This window comes from Halomonas sp. NPDC076908, from assembly GCF_050269715.1.
In the GTDB taxonomy this organism is placed as follows: Bacteria; Pseudomonadota; Gammaproteobacteria; order Pseudomonadales; family Halomonadaceae; genus Vreelandella.
Map to the genome: position 1 here is coordinate 26808 of NZ_JBNNIW010000007.1, position 12001 is coordinate 38808.

The following is a 12001-nucleotide window of genomic DNA, read 5'->3' on the forward strand; positions in this document are numbered from 1 at the left end:
GGACTGGTTCTAGTGCATCAGTTCTAGTTCTTGGATCCAAGCATTGTTTCCGCCCACTGGCGCACTTCAGGATAGGCGCGCTGCTCAAAGAACGCGAAGCCGTTAAGGTTGCGGGCTTTGAGAGGGGTGAAAATCGGCATAGTTAAGCCGCACAGGAAGTGCGCCAGCCGCTGTGCATTGGGCGGCTGGCCGAACTGTTCGGTGTGGCGCTCAATCAACGGCGTAGCGTAGCGGGTGAAGTCGTTATCCGATAGCGCAGGCTGCGGCGTTGCATCAGGCAGCCGCACTAGGTGGCCGTAACACACCGAGCAGTGCCCGCAGCGGCCCTGTTCGGTGTCGGATGGCGCATCTCGCGGTGCGCCAAAAGTGTTATCGCCAAAGTGCTCAGCCAATCGCCGTGTTAGGCAACTCTCCGATTCAAACAGCGCCAGCATCGACTGCAGCCGCTCAATTTCGATACGTTCGCGATTGAGGCAGTCGTCATATAGCTGCCTTGTCAATGTTTCAATAGCAAACCCCGGCTGACACACCTCGTAAACGTCAGTCATCCGTTTGCCTTCCAGAGTCAGCCAACCTTTGTCCTGAAAGTACTCCAATGCGGTAATCACACGAGCACGGGAAGCATCAATCTGCTGGGCCTGTCCGGCATGATGCAAGCGCTCAAAATTCACCGTTCCCCAGGTACGGGCAATAGGAATATTATCGACCAGCAAACGCACAAAGGCCGCCCGCTCGCCTTCAAACCGGCTCACTAACTCAGTGGGTTCAATATGGTAGCGCAGCCGATATTCAGCGAGAAACGCAAAGCGCGGCGCGATAATGCCGTGCATCTCCAAACGCACCAGAAGCGTTTTAAGGGGCAGCATGCGAATATTGGTATCCCGGGAAAGCGTATTGAGTAGCACTTCCCACTGCTGATCTGACGCGTTGCCTGCCGCAGCAATCTCTTCCAACAGACGGTAGATACCCACGTATTCAGGGGTATCGCCGTAAACAAAATTTTCCAGCACCCGTAGGCCGTCACGCCCGGCCATGGTTAGGCAGGTGGAAGGCTTGCCATCGCGCCCCGCTCGGCCAATCTCCTGGCTGTAGTTCTCGATGGATTTGGGCAGATCATAGTGCACCACGTTGCGAATATCGCCCTTATCGATACCCATGCCAAAGGCAATGGTGGCGACAATGCAGGGCGACTCACCACCCATAAACTGGCGCTGAATCTCATCTCGGCGTTGGGAATCTAGCCCAGCGTGGTAGGCCTGAGCGGTAATGCCCTGAGCCACCAGCGCTTTTGCAACCTGCTCGGCGGTTTGCTGCAGGGTGACGTAGATAATCGTCGGCGCTTCGCTGCCCGGCTGCATCTGGGGCTTTAACCAGTCAATCAACTGCTGTTGGCGATCTTCCATCGCGGGTGCCACCAGCAGCTCAAGATTGGGGCGATAGAAGCCGGTGGTGATAACGTTCTCGGGCGCGATAGCAAACTTCTCGCCCATATCGGCAATCACCGTGGGCGTCGCGGTGGCGGTAAGCAGCAGCACTTGGGGAATAGAAAAGTCCCGCTGATAGTCCGGCAGTTTCAAGTAATCAGGACGGAAGTTATGCCCCCACTCGGAGAGGCAGTGGGCTTCATCGACCACCAGCAGCGATATTTGAACTTGGCGCAGAAAGTGGCGAAAACGCTCGTTCTTAAGCCGCTCCACCGAGATCATCAGGATTTTCAGCTCACCGCTTTTGGCGCGTTCCATCACATCACGCGTCGTTTCGCGGTCTTGGGTGGAATCAACGCTGGCGGCAGCCACACCGTGGCGGGTTAGAAACGCGAGCTGATCCTGCATTAACGCTAGCAGCGGTGAAACTACCAGGGTTAGATGCGGCAGATGCAGCGCAGGGAGCTGATAGCAAAGCGACTTGCCCGCGCCGGTGGCGAAAATCGCCGCCGTGGAGTGGCCTTTCAATACCCTGGACACCACCGCTTGCTGGCCGCCACGAAAGTCGTCAAACCCAAATACGTCTTTCAGCGTTTGCTGAGGTGATAGGGGGGTCATGAGCGCTCCTGGTTAACGAAATACTGATTTAAAACGCCTTCTCCAACGCAAAGCGCGGCTGGGTATGGCCCTCTTTAGTCACCGTTTCAATAAACATCTCAAGCGGGCGCACCCAAAGGCCGTAATCGCCATAGAGCGCGCGGTAGACCACCAGCGGCTCTTCGCTTTCGCTGTGCTGGGCGGTGCCAAGGATTTCGTAAAGGCTACCTTTATAATGGCGATAAATGCCGGGTACGGGCGCGGTCATTCGCTTTCCTTTTGAATAGCGGGCTGGTTAGCTTTTTTGGCGAGTCGCTCAAGCACCTTTGAGGCGGCAACAAAACCAAAGGTACCGGTCAGGAAGGTCGCAGCACCAAAGCCGGAGGCGCAGTCCAAGCGCGTGGCGTCACCGCTGCCGGGCTTTTGCAGGCACACTTCGCCATCGGCGCCGGGGTAGATCAGCTGCTCGTCGGAGTAGACGCACTCCACCGAGAATCGCCGCTTGGGGTTGCGGGAGAAGCCGTAGTCGCGGCGCAGCCGAGAGCGCACTTTGGAAAGCAGCGGATCGTGCTCGGTGCGGGTCAAGTCCGCCACTTGAATGCGCGTGGGGTCGGTTTGTCCACCGGCGGCACCGGTCACGGTAATAGGGATTTTGCGCCGTTTGCACCAGGCGATTAGCGCGGCCTTGGCGATCACGCTATCGATGGCATCCACCACGTGGTCGGCATCGTCGGGAATACGTTCGGCCAGATTGGTGGGCGTAACGAAGGCGGTGTCGGCCACAATCTCAATCTCGGGAGCAATCAAACGGCAGCGCTCAGCCAGTACCTCCACCTTGGGCTGACCAATAGTGCCATCCAGAGCGTGGAGCTGGCGATTAACGTTGGAAACGCAGACATCGTCTAAATCGATTAGCGTCAGCTTGCCAATCCCCGAGCGCGCCAGCGCCTCTACCGTCCAACTTCCTACCCCACCGACGCCCACCACCACCACGTGGGCATGGCGAAATGCTTTGGCAGCACGCTGACCATAAAGGCGGCGAATCCCACCAAAGCGAAAATCATAGTCACTTGAAACTGAGCCGGTCGAAACAGCGTCGCTAAAAGCTGAGTCAGTAGGGGCTAGGGGGTTGGTAGCTGAAATAGCTGAAGGCATGGCAGACTCACTCATAGCGCTTGCAGGGCTGAAGGCATTTTTTGCGGCGGTGTACGCACGCTATCCAACGGCAAATGTCCCGCCCAACCAAGGTGATTAAACAGCGCGGTCATGGTGTCATCCAAGGCGCAGCTTAATTGTACACGCTTGTCGAGCAGCGGGTGATCAAAGGCCAAATAGGTAGCCGCCAACAGCAAGCGCGGCGCGCTAAGCTGTTCGGCAAAGAAGCGGTTGTGGACACTTTTACCGTGCTTGGCATCGCCAATAATCGGGTAGCCCCGCCGCGCGAGATGGCGGCGAATCTGGTGGCGACGCCCGGTCAGCGGCCGCGCTTCTACCAACGAGTAACGCGCCACCGGGTAGCGGTCAACCTGCACCGGCAACTCCACGCTATCCAAGCGGCGAATATCGGTCATCGCAGGCATGGCAGGCATTTCGGCTTTGGGTCGCGTGCCATCCTCTTCCCGCAACGGATAATCCAAGCGCTCGCTTTCTGGCGCTTTACCGCGCACCACCGCCAAATAGCGCTTTTCTACCTGGCGCTCGCTAAACGCCTCGCTGAGCAGGCCCGCCACCGAAGAGGAGAGCGCAAACACCATCACACCAGAGGTAGGCCGATCTAAACGGTGAACAGGATAGACCCGCTTGCCAAGCTGATTGCGCAGCCGCTGAAGCAGAAATTCCGTTTCGCCACGCGCTAACGCCGAGCGATGCACCAACAGCCCTGACGGCTTATGCACTGCAACAAGATACTCATCCTGATAGAGGATGTTGAGTGGCATCATAACGCTCCCAGGTAAAAGCTAGCGACAAAAAATATCGATCACAATAACAACAGGTCGCTATTGTCGTGGCTGGGCAGTGAGATGTCATCAACTGGGTAAGGTGGCAGAGTTCCCCTTAGACAGCTACCTTGAATGAGCAACGCTATACACTATTTCCATAGATTCGGGAGAACATCACATGCGCTATTCAACGTCACTTACCGGTATTGCCGCCTCGCTGCTGCTTGTCAGTGCCGCAGCACAAGCCAATGAAACGCTTGATGTCGAAATGCATAAAGTCAGCGTTGAAGGGATTGAAGAGTCGATTGGCACCGTATCCCTTGAGCATACGGAGCACGGCTTATTGCTGACACCTTCGTTGACGGATTTTGAGCCCGGTGTTTATGGCTTTCACGTTCACCAGAACGCCAGCTGTGATCCTGCTGAAGATGACAATGGCGAGATGACCGCTGCCCAAGCCGCAGGCGGTCACTATGACCCCGAAGAAACCGATACCCACCAAGGTCCTTACGGCGAAGGTCATTTGGGTGACTTACCGGTGCTGACCGTCAATGAAGATGGTGAAGCCAACCTGCCCGTCTTGGCACCACGCCTCAGCATGGAAGATATGCCAGGCCGCAGTTTGATGATTCATGAGGGCGGCGATACCTACGATGATGAACCGCACCTTGGCGGTGGCGGTGCTCGCATGGCTTGCGGTGTTGTCGAGTCTTAACGCACGTTTTTACTTAGCTAAAATTCAAAACGGGCAGCCTCGCGGGCTGCCCGTTTTGCATAGGTATGAGCGTTTTATTGATATAGGTACGAGCGTTTTATTAAGTTAACGATGGCACCACCAACTAAAGTCTAGCTGTGCTACCAATCCCTTATCTGTACATTCACTGCGGCTTAAAAAGTACCTACTTGTGTGCCACAAGCACGCTTGTATGCTCATCGCCACTATCGGCTACTCTTCCTCACTGCTCTAGGTACCTTAGATGATTACCTTTATTGCATCGATCCTGCTGCTGATCGCGGGCTACTTTACCTATGGGAAGTTCGTTGAGCGCGTGTTCGTTACCGACCGAAAACGGCGCACGCCAGCGTTCACTATGCGTGACAACATCGATTATGTACCGATGAACACCACGCGCAACTCGCTTATTCAGTTACTCAACATTGCTGGTGTGGGCCCCATTTTTGGCCCTATTCTCGGCGCGCTATATGGCCCTGTGGCTTTTGTTTGGATCGTTATCGGCTGTATTTTTGCAGGTGCTGTACACGACTACCTGACCGGTATGATCTCGATTCGCAACCACGGCGCTCACTTGCCTCAGTTGGCGGGCAAGTTTTTGGGCCAGGCGATGAAGCATGTGGTCAACGGCTTTGCCATCTTGCTACTGCTGTTGGTGGGTACCGTATTTGTTACCTCACCAGCGGCGCTGCTGTCCAACATGACGTCTCTGTCGTTGACGCTGATTATCGTCGCCATCTTTATTTACTACCTGATCGCCACGCTACTACCGATTGATAAAGTGATCGGACGTATCTACCCCTACTTCGGTGCGCTGCTGCTGTTCAGCGCGGCAGGTATTGGTATTGGCATGATCGTGACAGGCGCGCCAATTCCTGAGCTATCGTTTGAGAACATGCACCCGGACAACGCCCCCATCTTCCCGCTGCTGTTTTTAACCATCTCCTGCGGCGCGCTTTCCGGCTTTCATGCCACCCAAACCCCGATTATTTCGCGCACCACGCAAAACGAAACCAATGGGCGCAAAATTTTCTACGGCATGATGATCACCGAAGGCATTATCGCCATGATCTGGGCGGCCGCCGCCATGAGCCTGTTCTATGGCGATCAAACGCTTTCCGATGTACTGGCTGCTGGTGGCCCTGCGGCGGTGGTAAGCGAAGTTTCCACCACCATGCTGGGTGCAGTAGGTGGCACGCTGGCAGTATTGGGCGTTATTGTGCTGCCGATCACCTCTGGCGATACCGCTTTCCGTAGTGCGCGGATGATAATTGCCGACTACATCAAGATCGATCAGAAGCCGATCGTTAAGCGCATCATGGTTGCTCTGCCGCTGTTTGTGGTCTCCTACGCCCTCACCCATATGGACTTCACGCTGTTGTGGCGCTACTTCTCCTGGGCGAATCAAACCACTGCCGTTATTGCGCTGTGGGTAGGTACCATGTATTTGGTGCTATCGCGCAAGCCGCACTGGATCACGTCGATCCCCGCTACCTTTATGACCATGGCAACGTTCACCTACTTAGCCTACGCACCGATTGGTTTTGGCCTGCCGATGCACTTAAGCTATGTGGTGGCTGCGCTGGGAACGCTAGTGTGTATCGCGCTGTTTATGAAGCGTGTTCGCCGCTTGAGCCGCACAACGTTCGCCGTTGATGAGCCAGCCGAACCGGTGCTAACAACAGGTAATAATACAGACGATCAGCTGGTCACTAGTTCTTAAAACAAATGCTAGTTGTTTATTACCAGTAAGTGACAGTAGCAATAAAAAAACGGGCAGCCAATGGGCTGCCCGTTTTGCTTTGCGTAATAAGCGTAGCTAAACGCTAGCTTAAACACGTCGCGGGAGAGCTTACTCTTCGCCAGCCATCTGCATTTGGCGCTGCAGGTAATTCTGAATACCCACTTGCTCGATCAATTTAAGCTCAGTTTCGATGTGGTCGATATGACCCTCTTCGTCAGCGAGCAAATCGCGCAGCATATCGCGAGTCACGTAATCTTTAACGCTTTCGCAGTAGGTGATGGCTTCGATATAGTCATTACGGCCATCGTGCTCGATTTTCAGATCGCTTTCGAGCATCTCTTTAACGTTTTCACCAATGTGAAGCTTGCCCAAATCTTGCAGATTGGGGATACCTTCCAAGAATAAAATGCGCTCGATGATCTTGTCAGCGTGCTGCATCTCTTCAATGGATTCATCGTATTCCCATTTGGCCAGCGCTTTTAAGCCCCAATCTTTGTACATTTTGGCATGTAAAAAGTACTGATTGATCGCAACCAATTCGTTGCCGAGCGCTTTATTGAGATGCTCAAGAACTTTTGTATCACCTTTCATAACGTCACCTTTTCTACTGTAATGCTGATGTTTAATCAAGTTTAGATAATACGATCAAGCAGTTACGTTTTAAGTGAAGTATAGACGTACATAGCTATACTCCCAGCTTTCCTGAGAGTATAGATAAGGTATTTAAAAGTTCAAGCAAATCATATATTTGCTAACGATAACCCTAACAATAGTGATTCGCGTCACACTGCGTAAGCGAGTCCCATGTCGGCTTCTTGACGCGCTTCAAACAACGCATCACGGGTAATAGATTTGGCATAGCACGCGCATTTACCACACTGCGTTGCGCAGCCGGTTGCCTCGCGTACTTCTCGCCAGCTGCGCGCTCCGTCGCTAACGTGCTGGCGAATCTGATGGTCGGTTACTCCCTTGCACACGCAAACGTACATGGCTGCACCTCATAGAAATCATGAGATGAATGTAAATGATTCGCATACATCTTATCAAGTGGAAATGGATACTTTTTGATATCCATTCGTCTTAATAAACATGAACAATGCGATAACGCCTTGGCATTGCATGTTTTTTTGCAAACGCCATTTAAAAAATTATTTACTCGGCAGTACTACCGTACGCGTTTTAGAGGCTATATCTGGCCAGCTACGCCGTTCAGAATCGAAAAGCACCCACCAATAGCCCAAGCCAAACGCCAGTAATGAAAGCCATGCTACCGCGCAGCGGATCAGGCCTTCCTTCACGCTAATCGAATAACCATCTACCGTTTGCACTCGCAGCCGCCATGCCTGCATCCCCAGCGTCATTCCGCCACGGGTCCAGGAGAAGATAAAAAACAGGCTGACAAAAAACAGCAGCATGACTCTTAGGCTCCAGATATCAAACGCCGTGGTGCCAATCTCCTCTGCCTGCTGACCGAGTACAAAGCGAAAAAAAGCCACATGCACGATGGTCACTGCAATCCAAATCGCGGTGACCAAAAATCCATCATACAGCATAGCGCCCAAGCGGCGGCCCAAGCCTGCTGGCCATACGCTATCCAACTGAGCAAAGCGTCGTATTCCCATAACTGTCTCTTAACTCTCTGTTAACTCTTGTCTGGCGGTTAGATGATAGCGTTTAGGTAAGCAAGGAGCGCTTGCTGGCTAGCCGTTCCGGCGTAGAAAGTAGATACCGACCCCTGCGCATAAAAGGGTGGGCACCAACACTGCCCAGACAGGCGAAAATCCGAAAATTGTCGAGGCGGGTGCCAGCAGATCTTGTACGTACTTAAAGCCCAGCCCCGTGATAACGCCATAAAACACCCGGGTACCCGCCGCTACCGTGCGCAGGGGGCCAAATACAAACGAAGCCGCAATTAACACTAGCGAGCCCATGGTCAAGGGCAGCAACACCTTCTGCCAGAAATAGAGCAGGGCCTGGTCATTCTGAAGACCCTGCTCTTCAAGAAATTTCGCGTAGTACCACAGTTCGCTGGGTGCCTGGCTCTCAATATCGCGCAGTAGCCGTTCAAGCTGCGTCGGTGTAAACGAGGTATCCCAACCTAAACTCTCTAGCTGCTCAGAGTTGGTGTGATCGTCGAAAATCCGCGTGGTGGTGACATTTTCCAATTGCCACGAATCGCCCTCCCAAAGTGCGCGCTGGGCATAGGTCGCTTCGACTAAACGCCGATCATCAAAACGATAGCGGGTTAAATCAAGCACCGTGTTATCAGCACGAATCGCCCCAAAGCGGTAAACGCTATCCCCTTCAAACTGCCAACCGCTGCGGCTAGTGAGCATCGCCCCTTCGCCCTGAATTTTTTCCAAACGCCATGCCTCGGCATACTGCTCAGTACGCGGGGTTACGTATTCGGCGACCAACAACACCGTCACTACTACCACCAGCACAGGCTTCATTACGCCCCATACGATGCGCGCCAGCGAGCGCCCTGAGGCGCGCATAACGGTGAGTTCGTTACTGGAAGCCATACTTCCTAAGCCAATCAGCGCCCCGATGAGCACTGCTACTGGCGCGTACTGATAAAAGCGCCAAGGGGTGCGCATGATGAGATACAGCAGCGCATCAAGGGCGGTGTAACCCGCCTGTACATCACCTAAGTCATCGATATAGGCAATGGTGATATCCAGGCCCAGCAGCACCACCTGAACAACAATGATGGCGGCCAATACATTGCGGGCGATATAACGATCGAGACGGTCAGCGACGTTTAACAATCTCAGCATTAGCGCATCCCCTTACGTTGCGAGCGCCATAGCAATAATAGGCCCAACCCTAAAAACAGTGCGTGTACCGGCCACACACCCAGAGTAGAGGGCCAATTACCACTGCCTATGGCATCTACAGCAGCCAGCAACAAACTGAGATACGCCACATATAAAAACACCGCCGGAAGTAGCTTACCGAAGCGACCTTGCCGCGGATTAACACGAGAAAGCGGCTGGGCCATCAACGCCAATACAAATACCATTAATGGTAAGCCTACACGCCACTGCCACTGCGCCTGGGCGCGGGGGTTTGGGTCGTTCCATAGCATTGCCGTGGTCGCATACTCCAGTGAATCTAGCTCTTGCCGGTCACGGTTTAAGCCTAGACGCAGCGTATAGCGTTCAAACGTGAGCCGCTCGGCACTTCTAAGCCCGGGCGTTACGCCATAGCGTTCGCCATTATCCAGCACTAGGAAACGGCTGCCGGTATCCAGGCGTGTCTCCTGGTAACCCGACGCTGCGCGAGTAACGTAGTCATGGGTTGATTCATCGCCCGGCTGATTCTGTTCGTGTACCAGCACATCCTGCATTTCAGTGCCATCGCTGGAAAAACTGCCGATATAAGCCGTTCTTCCGCCGCCAAACTCCTGAAAGCGCCCTGGAGCCAGTACCGAGACATCTAGGCGGCTGCGCTGCTCCTCTATGGCGGTTTCGGTTTGCAGCGCTCCGTAAGGCGTTAACCAAAGACTACATAACCCCACCAGCACGGCGACGACGCTTGCAGGCAGTAACGTTACCTTCAGCAGTCGCGTGGGACTCATCCCACAGGCGAACATCACGGTGATTTCGCTATTCATATAAAGCTGCCCATAGGCCAGCATGATGCCTAGGAAAAACGACAGCGGCAGGATCAATTCCATAAAGCCCGGCAGGTGAAACATCATCAAACTGCCTACAATGGTGATAGGGATATCACCTTCCGCAGCATCCGAAAAATAGCGGATAAAGCGACTGCCCATGATCACCAGCAGCAGAATACCGGCGACCGCCGACATGGTGAGTAACACTTCGCGAGTTAAATATCGAAATAAAATCAACGCGCTCTCCGGCTAATCGTGCAGGATGCCATGCAATGAGCGCATGGCTTGGGTACACTAATCAAATGCTTATCAAACCCTAAATAACGAGGCATTATCCCGAATCCCTCAATACTTGTCTTGTTGGAGACGTCATGGAATTTTCCGTTCAGACTGCTAACCCAGCCAAAGCCGAAACGGCCTGTGTCGTGGTTCCGGTTTTTAAAGATAGCGGCTTACTGCCCACCGTCGCCAAACTGGACGATGCCAGCGAAGGTTTAATTGGACAGTTATTGGAGCGCGGCGACTTCGATGCGGCGCTAGGCAATATACAAATGGTGCCCTTTGCGCCTGGCCTGGGTGCCGAACGGATCTTACTGGTTGGCTTGGGCGAACGCGAAAAATGCCAGGAAGCCGCCTTTATCAAATCCCTGGATGCCGCCATGGCGGCGCTTGCGAAGCTGCCGATTGACGAAGCCAGTATCGCACTTAACGATGTACCGCTGACGGACCGTGACCCCGCCTGGAAAGCGCGCAAGGTAATGGAAGCAGCCGAGCGGGCCATTTACCGCTTCGATCAATTCAAATCGACACCAGCTCCTGCTCCTACCCTTGCCAAGCTTACGCTAATGGCTAGCGACACTGAGAATGTGCCGCTTATCAAACAGGGGGCGCTGGTCGGCAACGCGATTGGCCAGGGTATAAACCTGACCCGCACCTTGGGCAACCTGCCCGGCAACGTTTGCACACCTCGCTATTTAGCCGAACAGGCAGTGCAGCTTGGGAACGAGTCAAAAGGTGCTCTCAACGTCGAAATTCTCGATGAAGAAGCACTGGAAGCCTTAGGTGCAGGTTCGCTGTTATCCGTTGGTCGCGGCAGCAAAGAGCCTTCACGACTGATCGTGATGAAGTATCAGGGCGCCGAGAACACTGAAGAAGCTCCTCATGTATTAATCGGCAAAGGCATCACCTTTGATACCGGCGGTATTTCGCTTAAGCCCGGCGAAGGCATGGACGAAATGAAGTTCGACATGTGCGGTGCCGCCAGCGTATTCGGCACCGTCAAGGCCGTGCTGGAGATCAAACCCAAGCTGAACTTGGTGTTTATCGTCGCTGCCGCTGAAAACATGCCCGATGGCCACGCCACCAAGCCCGGCGACATCATCAAAACGCTTAAAGGCCTGACCGTCGAAGTACTCAATACCGACGCGGAAGGCAGGCTGGTGCTATGTGATGCGCTGACCTACGCGGAGCGTTTTACCCCCGCAAGCGTTGTGGATATTGCCACGCTGACCGGCGCGGTGATTGTTGGCCTGGGCCATCACGCCACCGGCCTGCTCTCCAACGACGATGACTTGGCGCTGGATCTTCTGGATGCGGGCGAGGCCGCTTGGGATCGCGCTTGGCACCTACCACTTTGGGACGAATACCAAGAGCAGTTGGAATCCAATTTTGCCGACTTGGCTAACATTGGCGGTCGCCCTGCAGGCACCATTACCGCTGCATGCTTTTTGTCTCGCTTTGCCGACCACTTCCCCTGGGCGCATCTGGATATCGCCGGTACCGCTTGGCACTCAGGCAAGCAAAAAGGCGCGACCGGTCGCCCAGTGGGGCTGCTCACTCAGTACTTACTAGACCGTGAAGCAGACGTACAAATAGAAAATAGCGATAGCTAGACCGTTCAGCGGTTGCCTTTCAGCGCGGCAACCGTTAAACCTGAACATA

The 12001-nt window shown here is 54.0% G+C and carries 12 protein-coding genes; 3 read left to right on the plus strand and 9 right to left on the minus strand.

Features of this window, described 5'->3' with window-relative positions:
- Positions 1–23: 23 nt before the first annotated feature.
- The 4 genes from ACQKE4_RS05715 to ACQKE4_RS05730 are packed head-to-tail and all read right to left on the minus strand — an operon-like array spanning position 24 to position 3961.
- Entirely contained in the window at positions 24–2042 is a 2019-nt protein-coding gene (locus ACQKE4_RS05715) for a RecQ family ATP-dependent DNA helicase (protein ID WP_427387315.1), read from the minus strand.
- 28 nt (positions 2043–2070) lie between these two features.
- Positions 2071–2289, minus strand: coding sequence for a DUF1653 domain-containing protein (locus tag ACQKE4_RS05720; protein WP_427387316.1), 219 nt, complete (start codon positions 2287–2289; stop codon positions 2071–2073).
- Positions 2286–3176 carry a tRNA cyclic N6-threonylcarbamoyladenosine(37) synthase TcdA gene (tcdA, locus tag ACQKE4_RS05725; RefSeq protein WP_427387317.1) on the minus strand — a complete coding sequence of 297 codons (891 nt, stop codon included), beginning with the start codon at positions 3174–3176 and terminating at the stop codon, positions 2286–2288. Before tcdA ends, ACQKE4_RS05720 begins: the two co-directional genes overlap by 4 nt.
- 11 nt (positions 3177–3187) lie before the next feature.
- Positions 3188–3961: a pseudouridine synthase gene (locus ACQKE4_RS05730; protein ID WP_427387318.1), complete on the minus strand. Its 774-nt coding sequence runs from the start codon at positions 3959–3961 to the stop codon at positions 3188–3190.
- A gap of 178 nt (positions 3962–4139) precedes the next feature.
- On the opposite strand from ACQKE4_RS05730, the gene sodC reads away from it, so the two are divergent.
- Together sodC and ACQKE4_RS05740 are read left to right on the plus strand one after the other, a co-directional pair.
- Positions 4140–4676 carry a superoxide dismutase [Cu-Zn] SodC gene (gene sodC / locus ACQKE4_RS05735; protein WP_427387319.1) on the plus strand — a complete coding sequence of 179 codons (537 nt, stop codon included), beginning with the start codon at positions 4140–4142 and terminating at the stop codon, positions 4674–4676.
- Between the two features lie 262 nt (positions 4677–4938).
- The gene (locus ACQKE4_RS05740; RefSeq protein ID WP_427387320.1) at positions 4939–6417 is read left to right on the plus strand and encodes a carbon starvation CstA family protein; all 1479 of its coding nucleotides are present in this window, start codon (positions 4939–4941) and stop codon (positions 6415–6417) included.
- Between the two features lie 129 nt (positions 6418–6546).
- Here the strand turns inward: ACQKE4_RS05740 and bfr are convergent, their stop codons facing one another.
- The 5 genes from bfr to lptF all read right to left on the minus strand — a co-directional run bounded on the left by bfr (position 6547) and on the right by lptF (position 10297).
- Positions 6547–7029 (minus strand): bacterioferritin, encoded by a 483-nt coding sequence (gene bfr, locus ACQKE4_RS05745; protein ID WP_008959829.1) that lies wholly within the window; start codon positions 7027–7029, stop codon positions 6547–6549.
- 191 nt (positions 7030–7220) lie between these two features.
- A complete protein-coding gene (locus ACQKE4_RS05750) occupies positions 7221–7427 on the minus strand; it encodes a bacterioferritin-associated ferredoxin (protein WP_427387321.1) in 207 nt (68 codons plus the stop codon).
- Positions 7428–7586: 159 nt separating this feature from the next.
- Positions 7587–8060: an RDD family protein gene (locus ACQKE4_RS05755; RefSeq protein ID WP_427387322.1), complete on the minus strand. Its 474-nt coding sequence runs from the start codon at positions 8058–8060 to the stop codon at positions 7587–7589.
- Between the two features lie 78 nt (positions 8061–8138).
- Positions 8139–9218, minus strand: a complete 1080-nt coding sequence (lptG, locus tag ACQKE4_RS05760) for an LPS export ABC transporter permease LptG (protein ID WP_427387323.1) — start codon at positions 9216–9218, stop codon at positions 8139–8141.
- Positions 9218–10297: an LPS export ABC transporter permease LptF gene (gene lptF, locus ACQKE4_RS05765; protein ID WP_427387324.1), complete on the minus strand. Its 1080-nt coding sequence runs from the start codon at positions 10295–10297 to the stop codon at positions 9218–9220. The genes lptG and lptF overlap by 1 nt, the downstream gene beginning before the upstream one ends.
- Positions 10298–10431: 134 nt before the next feature.
- Between lptF and ACQKE4_RS05770 the strand changes: the two genes are divergently transcribed.
- Entirely contained in the window at positions 10432–11952 is a 1521-nt protein-coding gene (locus tag ACQKE4_RS05770; protein WP_427387325.1) for a leucyl aminopeptidase, read from the plus strand.
- Positions 11953–12001: the final 49 nt, after the last annotated feature.